Source organism: Sphingobium sp. SG1 (assembly GCF_057063145.1).
In genome coordinates, this window is sequence record NZ_JBVVOJ010000004.1 from 251039 (window position 1) to 269656 (window position 18618).

Genomic DNA, 18618 nt, shown 5'->3' on the forward strand with positions numbered 1-18618 from the left:
CCTTCCTCAGGCGAGGCCGAGGCCGTTGACGGCAAGGTCGATCAGCTTGATGCCCACGAACGGCGCGATCAGGCCACCCAGGCCATAGATGGCGAGGTTGCAGGCCAGCAGCGGACCGGCGCCGATCGGGCGATAGGTCACGCCCTTGAGCGCCAGCGGCACCAGACAGGGAATGATCAGCGCGTTGAAGATGATCGCCGACAGGATCGCGCTTTCCGGCGTGGCCAGACCCATGACGTTGAGGATGCCAAGGCCCGGATAGAGCGCCACGAACATGGCCGGGATGATCGCGAAATATTTGGCCACGTCATTGGCGACCGAGAAGGTCGTGAGCGCGCCGCGCGTCATCAGCAACTGCTTGCCCAGGCCCACCACCTCGATCAGCTTGGTCGGATCGCTGTCCAGGTCGACCATGTTGCCGGCTTCGCGGGCAGCCTGGGTGCCGGTGTTCATGGCAACGCCGACATCGGCCTGCGCCAGGGCAGGGGCGTCGTTGGTGCCGTCGCCGCACATCGCGACCAGGCGACCGCCTTGCTGTTCCTTGCGGATCAGGGCCAGCTTGTCCTCCGGCGTTGCTTGCGCCAGGAAGTCGTCGACCCCGGCCTCGGCCGCGATGCTGGCGGCGGTCAGCGGGTTGTCGCCGGTGATCATCACCGTACGGATGCCCATCTGGCGCAGTTCACCGAACCGTTCCCGGATGCCGGCCTTGACGATATCCTTGAGGAAGATCGCGCCCAGCAGCTTGCCGTCCTTGGCCACCGCCAGCGGGGTGCCGCCGGCACGGGCGATCTCGTCGGTGATACGGCGCAGTTCGTTGGCGACCGGGGTGGAACCCAGGCCCGGATTGGCCTTCAGCACCGAATCCACCGCCCCCTTCTGGATCGTCGATCCATCGATGGTGACGCCGGAAATCCGGGTCTGGGCGGTGAAGGGAATGATCTCCGCATTGGCGGGCAGGGCGTCTACCGACTGGTTGAAGCCTTCGCGGGCCAGCAGCACGATCGAACGGCCCTCGGGCGTCTCGTCGGCCAGGCTGGCGAGCAGCGCGGCTTGTGCGAGCTGGGCCGGGGTGGCACCGCCGACCGGACGGAATTCGGTCGCCTGACGATCACCCACGGTGATGGTGCCGGTCTTGTCCAGCAGCAGCACGTCGATGTCGCCCGCCGCCTCGACCGCGCGGCCCGACTTGGCGAGCACATTGAAGCGCACCAGACGGTCCATGCCGGCAATGCCGATCGCCGACAGAAGGGCAGCGATGGTGGTCGGGATCAGGGTGATCAGCAAGGCCGCCAGGATCGCCACCGGAATGGCGCCGCCGGCATAGCTGGCGAAGCTGGGGATGGTGCCGACCGCGATCAGGAAGATGATGGTCAGGCCCACCAGCAACAGGGTGAGGGCGATCTCGTTCGGCGTCTTCTGCCGCTCCGCACCCTCGACCAGCGCGATCATGCGATCGAGAAAGCCCTGGCCGGGATTGACGGTGACGCGGACGCGGATCTCGTCGGAAATGACGCGGGTGCCCGCCGTCACGGCCGAACGGTCGCCGCCCGCCTCGCGGATCACCGGCGCGGATTCGCCGGTAATGGCCGCTTCGTTGACGGAGGCGACGCCGGAGACGACCTCGCCATCGGACGGGATCAGGTCGCCGGTCTGGACCAGCACTACGTCGCCCAGCTTCAGCGCACTGGCGGCGACATTTTCAAAGACGTCGCCATTGCCCTTCAGCCGCTTGGCGGTCAGGTCCGCCTTGGTCGCGCGCAGCGAGGCGGCCTGCGCCTTGCCACGGCCTTCTGCCAGCGCCTCGGCAAAGGTGCCGAAGAGGACCGTGAGCCAGAGCCAGATCACCAACTGCAGCTTGAAGCCGACGGCCAGGCTGTCCTGCCCGACAAGGAGCAGGACGGTCAGCAGGACCGCGACGATCGCGGTGGTGAACATCACCGGGTTGCGGATCAGTTCCTTGGGATTGAGTTTGCGGAAGGCGTCGCCGATCGCCGGAACGATCAGGTCCGCCGTGAAGAGCGATTTTTGTTCGGATTTGTTGGAGGATCGGGCCATGTGCATGGATCCTTAGAAAAGCTGGCCACGGATCATCGCGAGATGATCGGCGATGGGGCCAAGGGCGAGGCTGGGCAGGAAGGTCAGGCCGCCCACGATCAGCACGATGCCGACCAGCAGACCGGTCCACAGCGCCCCGGTGGTGGGGAAGCTGCCGGCGGTTTCGGGCGTATATTTCTTCGCGGCCAGGCTGCCTGCGATGGCCAGCATGGGAATGATGATGAAGAAGCGGCCGATCCACATCGCGACGCCCAGCATCCCGTTATAAAAGGGGCTGTTGGCCGACAGACCGGCAAAGGCCGAGCCATTGTTGCCGACGGCGCTGGTGAAGGCGTAGAGGATCTCGCTGAAGCCATGCGGTCCCTTGTTGAGCGGCCCGGCCAGGCCCGCGTTGGTGACGCTGGCGATGGCGGTGAAGCCCAGGATGATCAAAGGCAGCACGGCGATGGCGAGCACGGCCAGCTTGACTTCGCGGCTCTCGATCTTCTTGCCGACATATTCCGGCGTGCGGCCGACCATCAGGCCCGCGACAAACACGGCCAGGATGGCGAACAGCAGGAAGCCGTAGATGCCTGCGCCGACGCCGCCGATCACGACTTCGCCCAACTGGATGTTGAACAGTGGGATCATGCCGCCCAGTGCGGTGAAGCTGTCATGCATGGCGTTGACCGCGCCGCAGCTTGCCGCCGTGGTGACGACTGCGAAGAGGGAAGAGGCAGCCATGCCGAAGCGGACTTCCTTGCCTTCCATATTGCCACCGGCGACGCCCAGATTGTGGAGCACTGGATTGCCGGCCGCTTCCTGCCAATAGGTGACGGTGACGCCGGCGAGGAAGATGACCAGCATGGCGGCGAGGATGGCCCAGCCCTGGCGCGGGTTGCCGACGGCCTTGCCGAAGGTCCAGGTCAGGCCAAAGCCGATCACGAAGATCGACAGCATCTGCACCAGATTGGTGAGCGCGGTCGGATTCTCGAAGGGATGGGCGCTGTTGGCGTTGAAGAAGCCGCCACCATTGGTGCCCAGCATCTTGATCGCTTCCTGGCTGGCGACGGGGCCAAGCGCCAGGGTCTGCTTGACGCCTTCCAGCGTGGTCACGTCGACCGACCCGGCCAGCGTCTGCGGCACGCCGCTCGCGATCAGGAACAGGGCATAGACGATGCAGATCGGCAGCAGCAGATAGATGGTCACGCGGGTGACGTCGGCCCAGAAATTGCCGATCGTCGATGCGCTGCGCCGGGCAAAGCCACGGAACAGGGCGAAGGCGAGGGCAATGCCGGTGGCGGCCGACAGGAAATTGTGGATGGTGAGGCCTAGCATTTGGGCCAGGTTCGACATGGTCGACTCGCCCGAATAGCTTTGCCAGTTGGTGTTGGTGGTGAAGCTGACCGCCGTGTTGAAGGCGAGGTCGCTGCTGGTGCCGGCAAAGCCCTGAGGATTGAGCGGCAGCAGCCCCTGCAGGCGCAGCACCGCATAGGTGAAGAGCAGCAGCGCGACGTTGAAAATCAGCATATGGGCCGCGTAGCGGCGCCAGCTCTGCTCGGCGTCGGGATCGATCCCCGACAATTTGTAGAAGCCCCGCTCGACCGGGCCGAATACGGCATGAAGCGGGGTGCGGCGGCCTTCATAAAGGGCGAACAGCCACAGGCCCATCGGTTTGGTGAGCGCCAGCAAGATGCCGACAAAGGCTGCGATCAGCAGCCATCCCTGGAAGGTCATGTGCGGCCCCCCTTAAAAGCGTTCAGGCCGTGCGAGCACGGCGACGAGATAGACGAGAAGCCCGGCGGCGGTGATCGCCGCGAGCCAGAGGTCGATGGTCATGGCATCCCTCCTTCAGGCGTCGCCGCACAGCCGGACATAGCCGATGCTAGCCGCCGTGAGCGCCAGGATGATGCCGATCCACAAGAGATCCTGCATGGGGGTAACTCCCGCATCACGCCCGCCGCGGGAGGCGGACCGGGTCGTTAGCGAGCGCCCGATTAGGCCCCTCTTCCGTTTGAATGCGAGACGCGGGCCGGGGCGGCTGCATAGTATTTGCGTATGATTTTCCGAAGGGGCCGGGATGGATAGCTTTTCTACCGCGACGGCCAGCATTGCTTGGGGGACGATTCTCTATACCATCGGTAGATAAGCCGCCCGAGTCGGCAGAGAGGACGCATATATGGCCTATCAGGATCAGGACGGACCGTTGACGCGCCTGCGCGAACGGCTGGCGCAGGCCCTTTTCAGGGAACCTGCCGTCGTGCTGTTCGAGCGCGATGCCGATGACCGTAATGCTCCGGGGTCGCGTGTCGATCGCGAACGCCAGCCACAGGATGCCTGCGCCTGATCGGGGAAACCCTGTGTTTCCAGGGCGAAAGTCCAACGCCTCTTCGCAGCGGCGGAACATCCGCTAGATAGATTTCCAACAGCATGGCGCGCTGATCGCGTCATCGCCTAGAAGGAGATCCAGATGGCCACCAGCCCGCGCGAAGTTACCCGTCCCGTCGATCCGCTGATCCTGGAGCGCTGGTCGCCCCGCGCCTTTGACGGCTCCGCCATTCCCCAGGCCGATATCGACACGCTGTTCGATGCAGCCCGCTGGGCGCCCTCAGCGTTCAATTACCAGCCCTGGCGCTTCCTCTATGCCCATCGCGACAGCGCCGACTGGGCGCGCTTTCTCGACCTGCTCTTCCCCTTCAACCAGGGTTGGGTGCAGCATGCCGGCGTGCTCGCCTTCGTCCTGTCCGACACGCTGATGGCGGCGCCGGGATCGGAAGATTACAAGCCCTCGCACAGTCACAGCTTCGATGCGGGCGCCGCCTGGGCGACGCTGGCGCTGCAGGCGACGCGGCTTGGCTATCATACCCATGCGATGACCGGCGTCGATTTCGACAAGGCCCGCGCCGAACTGGCCGTGCCGGAGCGGTTCCGGATCGAGGCGGCGATCGCGATCGGGCGGCAGGGCGACAAGGCCAGCCTGCCCGAAGCGCTGCAGGCGCGCGAGGCGCCGAGCGGCCGGCATGAGATCGAGACATTTGCCCATCAGGGCAATTTCATCGTCTGACAAAAAGGGCGGCGTTTGGGAAAACGCCGCCTCTTTTTTGCATCAGGTGGTGGTCCAGCCGCCGCCCAAAGCGCGGAACAGGTCGACCTGGGCAAAGGCGACGGCGCGATTGGCGGTTGCCAGGTCCGCGTCGGCCGATGCCTGGGTGCGCAGCGCGTCGAGCACGGTCAGGAAGTCGATCTGCCCCTCGCGCTGGCGTGCCAGGCTGATCCGCGCAGCCCGTGCGGCCTCATCCCGCGCCGATTGCAGCGTCGCCCGCCGCTCCAGCGCATTGGCATAGCTGGACAGCGCCGTCTCGGTTTCCTCCAGCGCCTGGAGCACCGTGCCGTCAAAAGCGGCGAGCGAGGCGTCGCCATCCGCCTTGGCTGCCGCGATCTTCGCGCGATTGGCTTCCTGATTGGGGAAGGCCCAGCTGATCAACGGCCCCAGTAGGAAGTTGAGCGGCCCGGCACCGAACAGATTGCCGCCGCCGACCGCCGTGGTGCCGATCGATCCGCCCAGCGTGATGCGCGGATAGAGATCAGCCGTCGCGACACCGACCCGCGCAGTGTCGGCCGCCAGCCGCCGTTCGGCCGCGCGCACGTCCGGCCGCCGCGCCAGCAGTGCCTGGCCGTCGCCGACCGGGATCGGCTGTGTCACATTCGGTGTCACGGTCGCGTTCTGGACGGATGCGGGCAACTCCTGCGGCGTCCGGCCGGTCAGCGTCGCCAGCCGGAACAGGGCGGCATTGCGATCGGCGACCAGATTAGGGATCAGCGCCTGCTGCTGTTCGCGCAGGGTGGTGACCCGGATCACGTCCAGCCGGTCGGACCGGCCGGCGTCGAAGCGGGCGCTGGTGATGCGGATCGACTTGTCGAGCAGGTCGACCGTCTCCTTCGCGACGGCAAGCCGCTGGGCCGAGGCGGTGGCGTCGACATAGGCGCGCACCGTATCGGCCACCACCGCGACGCGGACGGCATCGGCATCGGCCTCAGCCGCGCCGACATCGCCGCGCGCTGCTTCTATGCTGCGCTTTACTCGGCCGAACAGGTCGACCTCATAGGCGACGTCCAGCCCCATATCGACGGTCCAGTTTTCCCGGTCCATGCCGGGCAGTGTCTGGGCCTGCGATACCCGGCCATAGGTCGGGGAGCCGCTGATGTTGGTGCTGGGCAACCGGTCGGACCGGGCGCCGCGCAACTGGGCGCGGGCGCGTTCCAGCCGGGCGACGGCGACGCGGATGTCGGTATTGGCCTTCAGCGCATCGCCGACCAGCCCGTCGAGCAGCGGGTCATTATAGAGCCGCCACCAATGATCGTCGGCGGCGCTCTGTGCGACCGCCGGGCTCGCCGCCCCGATGAAGGGGGCGGCGGCTGTCGTCGGGGTGGCGGGGGCCTTGTAATCGGGTCCGGCGGCGCAGGCCGTCAGGGCACTGGCGCCGAGCAACAGGGCAATCAGGTTCCTTGTCATGGCTTTTGTCCTCATTCGGCCGGCTGCAATGCCGCAGCATCGTCAGCCTCCGGGCGCCGGCGGCGGGCGAAGCGATCGCCCAGCGCGCGGCACACGACATAGAAGGTGGGGGTGAAGAGCAGGCCGAAGGCCGTCACGCCGGTCATGCCGAAGAAGACCGCCGTGCCCAGCGCCTGGCGCAGTTCCGCACCGGCCCCGCTGGCGATCACCAGCGGCACCGCCCCCAGGATGAAGGCGAAGCTGGTCATCAGGATCGGGCGCAAACGGGTTTGCGCCGCCTGAACGGCGGCTTCGACCGGGCTCAGCCCCTGTTCCTCTTCTGCCTGCTTGGCGAATTCGACCACCAGGATCGCATTCTTCGCGGCGAGCGCGATCAGCACGACCAGACCGATTTGCGTGAGGATATTATTGTCCATCCCGCGCAGGTTCACGCCCAGCATGGCCGCGAACAGGCACATCGGCACGATCAGGATGATCGACAGCGGCAAGGTCAGGCTTTCATATTGCGCCGCCAGCACCAGGAAGACGAAGAAGACCGCCATGCCGAAGACGATGCCTGCGGTATTGCCGGCACTGATCTGCTGATAGGCAACGCCGGTCCACTCGCTGGCATAGCCGGCAGGGGCCGCGTCGGCGAGCTTCTCCATCGTGGCCAGCGACTGGCCCGACGAATAGCCCGGCGCCGTGTCGCCATCGATTTCCACCGCGGGCAGCAGGTTGTAGCGGACCACGCGATAGGGGCCGGTCTTGTCGCGGAAGGTGGAAACCGAACCGATCGGCACCATCTGGCCGCTGTTCGACCGGGTCTTCAGGTTGGCAATGTCGGCCACGGTGCCGCGATGATTGGCATCGGCCTGGGCGGTCACGCGATAGGTGCGGCCGAGCAGGTTGAAGTCGTTGACGAAGGCAGAGCCGAGATAGACCTGCATCGCTTCGAACACGCGCTCGGGCGGCACGCCCAGCAGGTCGGCCTTGCGGCGATCGACATCCGCGAAGATGCGCGGGGTGCCGACGTCGAACAGGGTGTAGACCTGCGCCAGGCTGGGGCTCTGATTGGCCTTGCCGATCAGCTCGCCAGCGACCTTGTTGAGTTCCGCATAGCCGCGATCCTCCCGGTCCTCCAGCATCAGGCGATAGCCACCGGCCGAGCCGATGCCCTGGATCAGCGGCGGTGGCACCAGCAGGATGCGCGCCTTGTCATAGCCCGCAACCGCCTTGTTCGCCTGATCCATGATTCCGGCATAGGTGGCGCCTTCCGCCTTGCGTTCGGCAAAGCTCTTGAACGGGAAGTAGATCGCTGCGCTGTTGGGCGCCTGCGTCTGCGACGGGCCGTGGAAGCCGGCGAACATCACCGCGCCGCGCAGGCCCTTGATCGGCAGGATCTTGGCCGCGACCTCGCGCGTCACCTTGTCGGTGCGCTCCAGCGATGCGCCCGAGGGCAGCTGGACGACGGCCAGGAAATAACCCTGGTCCTGTGCCGGGATAAAGCCGCCGGGCGTCACCCAGAACAGGGCGATGGTGGCGGCGATCAGGCCGGCATAGGTCAGCAGCATCTTCTTGGGCCGAGCGACGAGGAAGCGGGTGAGGCGCGCATAACCCGCGCTCATCCGATCAAAGCCCTGGTTGAAGCGATCCGCCGCCTTGGCCGCGACCTGGCGCCAGCGCGGCGCATTGTCGAGATCATGGACACCATGTTTGGACTTCAGCAGCAGGGCGGCTGCAGCCGGCGACAGGGTGAGCGAAAGGATCAGCGAGATCACCGTCGCGGTCGAGATGGTGACCGCGAACTGCTGGTAGAAGGCACCGGAAATGCCGGTGATGAACAGGGTCGGCACGAACACGGCGCACAGCACCAGCACGATCGCGATCAGCGCGGTCGACACTTCGTCCATCGACACGCGCGCCGCCTGCAGCGGGCTCATGCCGTTTTCGATATTGCGTTCGACATTCTCGACCACGACGATCGCGTCGTCGACGACGATGCCGATCGCCAGCACCAGGCCGAACAGCGACAGGTTGTTGAGCGAGTATCCGACCGCAGCCAGCATCGTTGCCGTGCCGATCAGCGAGACCGGGATCGCGATGATCGGGATGACCGCCGCGCGCCAGTTCTGCAGGAAGATCAGGATGACGATGACGACCAGGATCACCGCTTCGAACAGCGTGTGATAGACGGCGTCGATCGACTGGCTGATGAATTCGGTGGGGTTGTAGATGATGCTATATTCCAGGCCCTTGGGGAAGCGCTTGGACAGTTGCTCCATCTCCGCCTTGACCTTCTCCGCCGCGTCGAGCGCGTTGGAGCCGGGGCGCTGCATCGTCGCGATGACGACCGTCGGTTTGTTGCTGAGATAGGTGTTGGTGCCATAATCCTGCGCGCCCAGCTCTACGCGGGCGACATCGCGCACGCGCACCTGGTGGCCATCGGCGTCCGAACGGATCACGATGTCGGAAAACTGATCGGGCGTGGTCAGGCGGCCCTGCATCTCGACGCCAAGCTGGAAGGCTTCGCCCCGATCATAGGGCGGCTGGCCGATCGAGCCGGCCGACACCTGGACATTCTGTGCCCGGAGCGCCGAGACGATCTCGCCGGCGGTCAGGTCCAGCGCGGCGGCGCGATCGGGATCGATCCAGATGCGCATGGCATAGTCGCGCGAACCGAACAGTTGCACGTCGCCCACGCCATCCAGACGAGCCAGTCTGTCGCGCACCTGGGTCAGGGCATAGTTGGAAATATAGTCGCGGTCATAGGTGCCGTCGGGCGACTGCAAATTCACGACCATCAGGAATTCGGGCGTGGTCTTGCGGGTCACGACGCCCAGCCGCTGCACTTCCTCGGGCAGTCGGGGGATGGCGACGGCGACGCGGTTCTGCACCAGCACCTGCGCGGCATCCAGGTCGGTGCCGATCTTGAAGGTGACGGTGATGACGACCTTGCCGTCGCCGGTCGACTGGCTGCTCTGATAGAGCATGTCGTCAACGCCGTTGATTTCCTGTTCGATCGGCGCGGCCACGGTCGATGCGACCGTTTCGGCCGATGCGCCGGGATATTGGGCGGAAACCGTGACCGTTGGGGGTACGATGTCGGGATATTGGGACACCGGCAGGCCGATAAAGGCGAGCGCACCGACCACGGTGATGACCACCGCGATGACGGCGGCGAAGATCGGCCGGTCGATGAAGAAACGGGAGAAACGCATCGGATCATCCTTTGCGAACGAGCGAAAGGGATACCGCGCGATCCGGCTAGGCCGGATCACGGGCTTGGGATTTCGTTTGATTGCCCCCACCCGTGTGAAGGGTGGGGTCAGTGCTTACCGGGCGAAGGTGGCCTGGGCGGCGACCGGGGCGGCGCTGTCGACCGGGGTGACGGGCGCCGGGGTCGGGGTAATCCGGGCCGGCTTCACCGCGACCTTGGCGCCGGGCATCGCCGCCTGGATATTGGTCACGACCACCCGGTCCTTGGGATCGAGGCCGCTGCGGATGATGCGCAACCCATCGACGATCGGGCCTAGCTCGACCGGCTTCACCGCGACGCTGTCATCCTTGTCCACCACCAGCACGGTCTTGCGTGCCTGGTCGGACTGGATCGCCTCGTCCGGGACCAGCAGGGCATTGGCCTTCCCGCCATTGGCCAGACGCATATTGCCGAACAGGCCGGGGGTCAGGAAATTGCCCGGATTGTCGAAGACTGCGCGGATGCGGATCGTGCCCGACCGGGGATCGAGCCCATTGTCGGTGAAGTCCAGTCGGCCCTTGTGGTTATAGTCCGCCTCATCCTGCAACCGCACCTCGACCGCGCCGCCATTCTCCTTGTCGCGCTGCGACTTGAGGTAGAGCGCTTCGGAGGCGTCGAAGTTGAAGTAGATGGGGTCGAGCTTGTTGACAGTGGTCAGCAGCGACGCGGTGCTGCCTTCGCCGCCCGACACCAGATTGCCGATGTCGACGCGGCGATCCGACACGCGGCCGGAGATCGGGGCACGGACCTGGGTGAATTCTACATCCAGTGCCCGGCTGCGTTCGCGGGCCTGCGCGCCGGCCAGGGCGGCCTGCGCCGCCTGCAGACGCGAGCGGAGCGAGTCCACCTCGCTGGCCGAAACGGCTTCGTCGCCGGTCAGCCGCTGGACGCGACCATAGTCATTCTGGGCCAGCAGCAGCGCGCTGCGGGCGGACGCGACGCTGGCGCGCGCTTCGGCCAGGGCGGCCTGGAAGGGGCGCTGGTCGATGGTGAAGAGCAACTGCCCCTGACGGACAAAATCGCCATCGCGGAAGTGGATGGCGGTCACCGCACCCGATACGCGGGGGCGGATCTCGACCGTCTGGCTGGGGGCGAAGCGGCCGACATAGTCATCCCACTGCGTCACGCTGCGGGCGAGCGGCGCGGAAACGCCGACCGCCGCCAGCGGGGCGGCCGCGGCCTGGGCCGACGGGCGGTCGACCAGCTTCCAGCCGATGCCGAACAGGGCGATGAGCGCGACGGCGGCGATGCCGCCATGCTTGCGCGACCAGCGGTTGCCCGGTGGCGCGTGAACGTCCGACGCGGTGCCGTCGGCTGTGATCTTGGTGAACTGGTTCATGGATTAGCTCCGGGGGACGCGGGCGGTGCGGCCCGCGCTGATGGTGGCGAGCAGCAATTCGAGCTGCGCGGTGGAAAAGCCGGCCGCGCGGAAGGCGGCGAGGGCGGACAGCGACACGGCATAGCCCTTGTGCCAGGCCTCGACGGCCAGGCGGCGCAGTGCCTCCAGCCGTTCGCTGGCCAGGGTGGGGCTATGTTCCTCGCCCCAGATCCACTTGCGCAGATGGGCGAAAGAACCGGGGCCGCGCAGCGAGCGCAAGCCGTCGGTGCGGGCAAGGTCGACGATCTGCCATTCCTGGGCGGAAAAGCTGGTTGCCTGGGCCTCAACACTGATGGCGGGTACGGCGGGAGTGGGGCGGGTGGCGCCGACCGCCATCTGCGGACCGGCAAGTGCCTGGGCGAAATCAAGGAAAGCCAAGGCTTGTTCCTTCCTGCGATCTGAAGCGGGCGCACGGCTCCACGCGGAAAAGCGCGGATCGCGTCCCGAAATAAGCACCCGAAGATGCGGGCATGCGTCCTTGCGGCGCGAACGGCACAAACCGTCGCGAAGAGGGCGCAAAGATGGTGAATCAGGAGGAACCCGTTACCGGGAAACCGCCCCTTTAGGTGACGCTATCGTCGACAGCGCCGATGGTGGAATTGCTGCATGATGACCTCCCTGGGCTACACACCCAGCATCATTGTGTACCGCATGGTATATATTAACGGAGGCTGTCCCGTCAACCGTCTTTTTGTACCGGGAGGTATTTTATTTGCAGTGCGGCAATTTCAAGACCCGCATCGCTGCAAAAGCGAAATAAATTCCGCTATTTGCTCGGCCACATGGTGAGCGTTGTATCGATCAGCTGTTCCAGCCGATCGCGCGGCACACCGGCACCGGCCTGCACGGCCATGCCCTGGATCACCGTCGAGAGGTAACAGGCGAGGGCCTGCGGCTCGACTCCGGCGGGCAGGTCGCCTTCTGCCTGGGCGCGTTCGAACCGGTCGAGCAGGGCGCGGTCGGACGAGGCGCGGCGGGCCAATACCTCATCGCGGATACATTCGGAATGGGCGGTGCCGCCGACCGAACTGATGACGCCCATGCACCCCTGGGGATCTTTGTTGCCGGTCTGGATCGCCAGTGATCCGCGCAGCATGCGCTCGGCCACGGCCTTGGCAGTCGGGGCCTCCAGCGATGACTTCACATAGCAGAGCTTGTCGCGCTCATAGAGGTCGAGCGCCTTGCGGAACAACGCTTCCTTGTTGCCGAAACAGGCATAGAGGCTGGGCTTGGTGATGCCCATCGCTTCGGTCAGTTCCGCCAGCGATGCGCCTTCATAGCCGCGCCGCCAAAAGACCTGAAGCGCAGCCGCCAAGGCTTCTTCGGGATCGAACTCCCGCGGGCGGCCCCTGCCACTCTGTGTTGCCGTGATTTCCATACCGACCGGTATATAGGGATGATGGCCGCCTACGTCCATAGGGCGTGACGGATGGGGGAGTGTCAGGGCTGCAGACCTGGCGCCGGAACCATCAGCAGGGCTGAAGCACGAGAGGTTTTTTGCCAATAATTCTTGTCCGGGAGACTTCGGCGATCGGCAAAACCATTTGCCGGGGGACGAACAAAATGTCCCATCAGCCATGTGCTGCCTTGTGGATCCTGCACGGGCAGAGCGTATTCCTGTGGATTTGTCGGCAATCCGGGATCCACGACCTCCGCATGGTTGAACCCCATATGGGCAAGCGGTGTGCTGCTTCGCCTTACGGCTAACCTGAAGCAGCCTGCGGATTTATCCGAAGGCGCGGTGCATGTGGAACCGCCCAAGGCAGCGAGTATCAGGAAATCGCTGGTTCCCGGCGCGAATGACATAATGTTCACTAGGCGATTGCCCATGGCAGATCGATCCGGGGTCCATATCGCGATACTAGCGGGATCCTGTGCCGTGGGGACGCGACTGCCAGCGCGTTTCAAGTGGATGCCTTTGGCGTCATCCACCAGTTCTGCGCCACGGGCGACGGATGACATGATCTGCCCATTTTTCACCGTCATGGCCGACCAATATAGGTAAAGTGAGCCCTTGAACGCCAAAAGTCGCGGGACTGCGGCGACATGATAAATATTGCCCTGCTGGTTCCCGCTTACGGCAACAACAGTGCGTTGCACGTCTATAGACTGCCTTTTTGTATCATAACTGGAAACGCAGGATGATGTTTGCTGAACATGGTAGCGTTGCCCATTCTCTACCGTGCATTCAAACGCGACATAGGTCTTGTCGCCGAGCTTTGCGACGCTGGGATCATAGGCAGACCGGATGATCAATCCCCGCATCGGCCCACCGGTAATGATAGCGCGCGATCTTTTCGTGCGAGGGTCCGTCGATGTATCGATCAGCGCCTTGACGATACTGAACTGGCCGCTCTTCCAGTCCAGCTTGGTGAGGGTCAAGGACCAGCGATTGAACGCCTGTCCGCGCTTTTCGTTTGCCGGATCCCCCCCGCTACAATCATTGGGGCCGGAAACGCCGGCCAATCGCCCATCCGCGGTCACCAGTTGGCGCCCGATGAAGAGTGATCGGTCGTCGGGCAATTGAGCAAAGGCAGTGGCGTTGCAGCCCGGCTCGCCCAACATGCGCGGCTGGTTCAGAGCGAGGCGTTGAATGGGTTTGGAACTGGTGCGCGCGTTAACGGCCGCATTACTTGGGCCGCTGTCGCCCCAGCCCAATGTTGCGAGCGCCAGCAACGGCAGTGCGTAGATGAGGGATTTTTCAGGCATGGCATGGCTCCGGTCGCCATTAAACAACGCGCTGATAATGCGAAACGATCCGCCCGCAAAGATTGGCCTGAAAGTTCATGTCTGATGGGGGGAAGAATTGGATGCCCGACAAGGATTCGAACCTTGATTGACGGAGTCAGAGTCCGCTCTCTTACCATTAGAGGATCGGGCATCATCAGCAGGGCGTGCCCCGCTTGGGAGGCCGCAGATAGGCGGGGATTCAGAGTCGGTCAAGCGCTTTGTGCAGCCTTTCCGCAGTTTTTTGTCGATCCTCCCGATCGCCGACCAGCTGCCTTTACCGGACAAAGAAAAGCCCGCCGGATCATCGCTGATCCGGCGGGCAATATGTCGGTCTCTCTCAAAACCGGGCTGGGAGCCGCTCCCGATGTAGGAAGCGGCGCCCGCCTTTTCAAAGTCAGTCCATGTCCTGCGTGGTGAAATCATCACCCTGCACGGCACCCAGCGGATCGTCGCCGATCGCGGCTTCCGGACCCTGGGCCAGTTCGGCCGCATGTTCCTCGGCCGCGCTCTTCGGCGCGATCAGGTCGACCTGAGCCGAAGCGCGCAGTGCGGCCCGCATCGCCGCATCACGCGACGAGGCGGCAACGCGCAGGCGGTTCATGCCGGCACCGGTGCCCGCCGGGATGAGGCGGCCGACGATGACATTCTCCTTCAGGCCAACCAGCGTGTCCTTCTTGCCCTGGACCGCCGCTTCCGTGAGGACGCGGGTGGTTTCCTGGAAGGACGCTGCCGAGATGAACGAACGGGTCTGCAGCGAGGCCTTGGTGATGCCGAGCAGCACCGGCTTGCCGGCAGCAGGGGCAAAGCCCGGCTGCAGCTTGCTGTTGATCTCGTCCATTTCCTCGCGGTCGACCTGCTCGCCCACCAGCAGGGTGGTGTCGCCGGACTCGATGATCTCGACCTTCTGCAGCATCTGACGAACGATCGTTTCGATGTGCTTGTCGTTGATCTTCACGCCCTGCAAGCGATAGACTTCCTGGATTTCGGCGACCAGATATTCGGCCAGCGGCTCGATGCCGAGCACTTCCAGAATGTCGTGCGGATCGGGCGAACCACCGATCAGGTTGTCGCCACGCTTCACGTAGTCGCCTTCCTGAACGTCGATCACCTTGCTCTTGGGGATCAGATATTCGACCGGCTCGCCGCCATCCTCGGGATTGATGGCGATCTTACGCTTCGCCTTGTAATCCTTGAGGAACTGCACGCGGCCCGAGACCTTGGCAATGATTGCATTGTCCTTGGGCTTGCGGGCTTCGAACAGCTCGGCAACGCGCGGCAGACCACCGGTGATGTCGCGGGTCTTGGCTGCTTCACGGCTGACACGCGCCAGCACGTCACCGGCCTGAACTTCCGCACCATCGTCGACCGACAGGGTCGCACCGACCGCCAGCATGTAGCGGGCGGCTTCACCGCTATTGTCGTCCATCAGGGTCAGGCGCGGACGCAGATCTTCCTTCGTCCGGGCGGCACCACGATGCTCGATGACGACGCGCTGGGCGATGCCGGTGGCTTCGTCGGTCTGCTCGGTCAGCGTCTTGTTGTCGATCAGGTCGACATACTTAACGATACCCGGCTTTTCCGTGATCACCGGCATGGTGAAGGGATCCCACTCGGCGAAGCGGTCGCCCTTCTTCACGGCATCGCCATCTGCGAACAGGATGGTGGCGCCATAAGGCAGGCGGTGCGTTTCGCGTTCGCGACCTTCGCTGTCGATGATCGCGACTTCGCCGTTACGGGCGAGCGACAGGCGACGACCATTCTTGTCGGTGATGGTCGGCATGTCGCGCAGCTCGATCGTGCCGTCCGACAGGGCTTCCAGGTTCGACGTTTCGTTGAAGTTCGCCGCGCCGCCGATGTGGAAGGTACGCATGGTCAGCTGCGTGCCCGGTTCACCGATGGACTGCGCCGCGATGACGCCGACGGCTTCACCGATGTTCACCGGCGTACCACGGGCGAGGTCACGGCCGTAGCACTTGCCGCAAACGCCCATCCGGCTTTCGCAGATCAGCGGGCTGCGGATCTTCACGGCCTGCGTGCCGATCGCCTCGATCTGGGTGATCATGGCTTCGTCCAGCAGGGTGCCGATCGGGATGATGACGGTGCCATCCTTGCTGTCGACGATATCCTGCGCCGTGGTACGGCCCAGAATGCGTTCGCCCAGCGAGGCGATGACCGAACCACCCTGTACGATGGCCTTCATCTCCAGCGCCTTTTCGGTGCCGCAATCGTCTTCGACGATGGTGCAGTCCTGCGACACGTCGACCAGACGGCGGGTCAGGTAACCCGAGTTCGCCGTCTTGAGCGCGGTGTCGGCCAGACCCTTACGGGCACCGTGGGTCGAGTTGAAGTATTCAAGGACGGTCAGACCTTCCTTGAAGTTCGAGATGATCGGCGTTTCGATGATCTCGCCCGACGGCTTGGCCATCAGGCCGCGCATGCCGGCCAGCTGCTTCATCTGGGCCTGCGAACCACGGGCACCCGAGTGTGCCATCATGTAGATCGAGTTGATCGGCGCCAGACGGCCGGTCTTGGGATCCTTGGGCTGGGCACGGATCTCGTCCATCATGGCGTTCGCGACCTGGTCGCCGCAACGGCTCCAGGCGTCGATCACCTTGTTGTACTTTTCCTGCTGCGTGATCAGACCGTCCTGATACTGCTGCTCATAGTCCGCCACCAGTGCCTTGGTCTCGTCGACCATCGTCACCTTGCTGTCGGGGATGACCATGTCGTCCTTGCCGAAGCTGATGCCGGCCTGGAACGCGTGGCGGAAGCCCAGCGACATGATGGCGTCGGCGAACAGCACCGTGTCCTTCTGGCCGGTGTGGCGATAGACCTGGTCGATGACGTCACCGATTTCCTTCTTGGTCAGAAGGCGGTTGACGACGTCGAAGGGCACCTTGTGCGACTTGGGCAGGCATTCGCCCAGCAGCATGCGACCCGGCGTGGTCTCGAAGCGCTTCATATACTGCTGACCATTTTCGTTGGTCTGCGGCACGCGGCTGATGATCTTCGAGTGCAGGGTGACCGCCTTGGCATAGAGGGCCTGATGGACCTCCTGCATGTCGGACAGCAGCATGCCTTCGCCCGGCTCGCCTTCGCGTTCCATCGACAGGTAATAGATACCCAGGACCATGTCCTGCGAGGGAACGATGATCGGCTTGCCGTTGGCGGGCGACAGGATGTTGTTGGTCGACATCATCAGCACGCGCGCTTCCAGCTGGGCTTCCAGCGAGAGCGGAACGTGGACGGCCATCTGGTCACCGTCGAAGTCGGCGTTGAAGGCCGAGCAGACGAGCGGGTGCAGCTGGATCGCCTTGCCTTCGATCAGCACGGGTTCGAACGCCTGGATGCCCAGACGGTGGAGCGTCGGCGCGCGGTTCAGCATGACCGGGTGCTCGCGAATGACTTCGTCGAGGATGTCCCAGACTTCCTTGCGCTCCTTCTCGACCCACTTCTTGGCCTGCTTCAGGGTCATGGACAGACCCTTGGCGTCGAGGCGGGCGTAGATGAAGGGCTTGAACAGTTCGAGCGCCATCTTCTTGGGCAGGCCGCACTGATGCAGCTTCAGCTCAGGACCGGTCACGATGACCGAACGACCCGAATAGTCGACGCGCTTGCCGAGCAGGTTCTGACGGAAGCGGCCCTGCTTGCCCTTGAGCATGTCGGACAGCGACTTGAGCGGACGCTTGTTGGCACCCGTGATGACACGACCGCGACGGCCGTTATCGAACAGGGCGTCGACGGCTTCCTGCAGCATGCGCTTTTCGTTGCGGACGATGATGTCCGGCGCACGCAGCTCCATCAGGCGCTTCAGGCGGTTGTTACGGTTGATGACGCGGCGATACAGATCGTTGAGATCCGAGGTCGCGAAGCGGCCACCGTCCAGCGGCACCAGCGGGCGCAGTTCCGGCGGGATGACCGGCACGACGTCCAGGATCATCCATTCGGGACGGTTGCCCGATTCCAGGAAGCTCTCGACGACCTTGAGGCGCTTGATGATCTTCTTGGGCTTCAGTTCCGACTTGGTGACGGCCAGTTCGTCCAGCAGCGCCTGCTTCTCGCCTTCCAGGTCGAGATCCATCAGCATCTGCTTGACGGCTTCGGCGCCGATGCCGGCCGAGAAGGCGTCCTCGCCATATTCGTCCTGCGCGTCGAGCAGTTCGTCCTCGGTCAGCAGCTGATACTTCTCCAGCGGGGTCAGGCCCGGCTCGGTGACGATATAGCTTTCGAAATAGAGGACTCGCTCAAGCTGCTTGAGCTGCATGTCGAGCAGCAGGCCGATGCGCGAGGGCAGCGACTTCAGGAACCAGATGTGGGCAACCGGCGCGGCCAGTTCGATATGGCCCATGCGCTCGCGGCGGACCTTCGACACGGTCACTTCCACGCCGCACTTTTCGCAGACGATGCCCTTGTACTTCATGCGCTTGTACTTGCCGCACAGGCACTCATAGTCCTTGATCGGACCAAAGATGCGGGCGCAGAACAGGCCGTCACGCTCGGGCTTGAACGTGCGATAGTTGATGGTTTCCGGCTTCTTGATTTCGCCGAAGGACCAGCTGCGGATGCGCTCCGGGGAGGCGAGGCCAATCTGGATCTGGTCGAAGGTTTCCGGCTTCTGGATCGGATTGGCGAAGTTCGTCAGTTCGTTCATATCTCAAGTCCCTCTAGAGGGTGTAATTTTCGGGCGAAGCAGGGGAGGGGGCGCTGCCGGAGCAGCGCCCGCGC

12 protein-coding genes and 1 tRNA gene are annotated in these 18618 nt (G+C 64.2%); 2 read left to right on the forward strand and 11 right to left on the reverse strand.

The features are described from left to right. Window positions 1-6: 6 nt before the first annotated feature. The 3 genes from kdpB to kdpF are packed head-to-tail and all read right to left on the reverse strand — an operon-like array spanning window position 7 to window position 3873. Window positions 7-2055 (reverse strand): potassium-transporting ATPase subunit KdpB, encoded by a 2049-nt coding sequence (kdpB, locus tag AC0KVN_RS11845; RefSeq protein ID WP_483656120.1) that lies wholly within the window; start codon window positions 2053-2055, stop codon window positions 7-9. Window positions 2056-2067: 12 nt separating this feature from the next. Continuing rightward, window positions 2068-3771 (reverse strand): potassium-transporting ATPase subunit KdpA, encoded by a 1704-nt coding sequence (gene kdpA, locus AC0KVN_RS11850; RefSeq protein WP_435567051.1) that lies wholly within the window; start codon window positions 3769-3771, stop codon window positions 2068-2070. A gap of 12 nt (window positions 3772-3783) precedes the next feature. Next, window positions 3784-3873, reverse strand: a complete 90-nt coding sequence (kdpF, locus tag AC0KVN_RS11855; RefSeq protein WP_004208480.1) for a K(+)-transporting ATPase subunit F — start codon at window positions 3871-3873, stop codon at window positions 3784-3786. Between the two features lie 340 nt (window positions 3874-4213). On the opposite strand from kdpF, the gene AC0KVN_RS11860 reads away from it, so the two are divergent. Together AC0KVN_RS11860 and AC0KVN_RS11865 are read left to right on the forward strand one after the other, a co-directional pair. Continuing rightward, window positions 4214-4381, forward strand: coding sequence for a hypothetical protein (locus tag AC0KVN_RS11860; RefSeq protein WP_164522384.1), 168 nt, complete (start codon window positions 4214-4216; stop codon window positions 4379-4381). Window positions 4382-4504: 123 nt separating this feature from the next. Continuing rightward, window positions 4505-5098, forward strand: a complete 594-nt coding sequence (locus tag AC0KVN_RS11865; protein WP_037508428.1) for a nitroreductase family protein — start codon at window positions 4505-4507, stop codon at window positions 5096-5098. A 42-nt stretch (window positions 5099-5140) separates the two neighbouring features. On the opposite strand, the gene AC0KVN_RS11870 is transcribed toward AC0KVN_RS11865, so the two are convergent. The 8 genes from AC0KVN_RS11870 to rpoC all read right to left on the reverse strand — a co-directional run bounded on the left by AC0KVN_RS11870 (window position 5141) and on the right by rpoC (window position 18544). Then, window positions 5141-6547, reverse strand: a complete 1407-nt coding sequence (locus AC0KVN_RS11870; protein WP_435567052.1) for an efflux transporter outer membrane subunit — start codon at window positions 6545-6547, stop codon at window positions 5141-5143. A gap of 11 nt (window positions 6548-6558) precedes the next feature. After that, on the reverse strand, window positions 6559-9747 hold the full coding sequence (locus AC0KVN_RS11875) for an efflux RND transporter permease subunit (RefSeq protein WP_435567053.1): 3189 nt from the start codon (window positions 9745-9747) through the stop codon (window positions 6559-6561). 114 nt (window positions 9748-9861) lie between these two features. Beyond that, complete coding sequence (locus AC0KVN_RS11880; protein WP_099232328.1) at window positions 9862-11124, reverse strand: efflux RND transporter periplasmic adaptor subunit; 1263 nt, start codon at window positions 11122-11124, stop codon at window positions 9862-9864. Between the two features lie 3 nt (window positions 11125-11127). After that, window positions 11128-11541, reverse strand: a complete 414-nt coding sequence (locus AC0KVN_RS11885) for a hypothetical protein (protein ID WP_435567054.1) — start codon at window positions 11539-11541, stop codon at window positions 11128-11130. A gap of 388 nt (window positions 11542-11929) precedes the next feature. Beyond that, a complete protein-coding gene (locus tag AC0KVN_RS11890; RefSeq protein WP_026109006.1) occupies window positions 11930-12541 on the reverse strand; it encodes a TetR/AcrR family transcriptional regulator in 612 nt (203 codons plus the stop codon). Between the two features lie 62 nt (window positions 12542-12603). Next, window positions 12604-13872 (reverse strand): hypothetical protein, encoded by a 1269-nt coding sequence (locus AC0KVN_RS11895; RefSeq protein WP_435567055.1) that lies wholly within the window; start codon window positions 13870-13872, stop codon window positions 12604-12606. Window positions 13873-13970: 98 nt separating this feature from the next. After that, window positions 13971-14044: transfer RNA gene (locus AC0KVN_RS11900), tRNA-Gln, on the reverse strand. A 243-nt stretch (window positions 14045-14287) separates the two neighbouring features. Then, window positions 14288-18544: a DNA-directed RNA polymerase subunit beta' gene (gene rpoC, locus AC0KVN_RS11905; protein WP_435567056.1), complete on the reverse strand. Its 4257-nt coding sequence runs from the start codon at window positions 18542-18544 to the stop codon at window positions 14288-14290. Window positions 18545-18618: the final 74 nt, after the last annotated feature.

Bases quoted from the DNA above. Each gene is read 5' to 3' on its own strand.
- AC0KVN_RS11870 (WP_435567052.1), bottom strand. From the start codon at position 6,547: ATGACAAGGAACCTGATTGCCCTGTTGCTCGGCGCCAGTGCCCTGACG.
- kdpF (WP_004208480.1), bottom strand. From the start codon at position 3,873: ATGACCATCGACCTCTGGCTCGCGGCGATCACCGCCGCCGGGCTTCTC.
- rpoC (WP_435567056.1), bottom strand. From the start codon at position 18,544: ATGAACGAACTGACGAACTTCGCCAATCCGATCCAGAAGCCGGAAACC.
- AC0KVN_RS11880 (WP_099232328.1), bottom strand. From the start codon at position 11,124: ATGAACCAGTTCACCAAGATCACAGCCGACGGCACCGCGTCGGACGTT.
- kdpA (WP_435567051.1), bottom strand. From the start codon at position 3,771: ATGACCTTCCAGGGATGGCTGCTGATCGCAGCCTTTGTCGGCATCTTG.
- AC0KVN_RS11860 (WP_164522384.1), top strand. From the start codon at position 4,214: ATGGCCTATCAGGATCAGGACGGACCGTTGACGCGCCTGCGCGAACGG.
- AC0KVN_RS11895 (WP_435567055.1), bottom strand. From the start codon at position 13,872: ATGCCTGAAAAATCCCTCATCTACGCACTGCCGTTGCTGGCGCTCGCA.
- AC0KVN_RS11865 (WP_037508428.1), top strand. From the start codon at position 4,505: ATGGCCACCAGCCCGCGCGAAGTTACCCGTCCCGTCGATCCGCTGATC.
- kdpB (WP_483656120.1), bottom strand. From the start codon at position 2,055: ATGGCCCGATCCTCCAACAAATCCGAACAAAAATCGCTCTTCACGGCG.
- AC0KVN_RS11875 (WP_435567053.1), bottom strand. From the start codon at position 9,747: ATGCGTTTCTCCCGTTTCTTCATCGACCGGCCGATCTTCGCCGCCGTC.
- AC0KVN_RS11890 (WP_026109006.1), bottom strand. From the start codon at position 12,541: ATGGAAATCACGGCAACACAGAGTGGCAGGGGCCGCCCGCGGGAGTTC.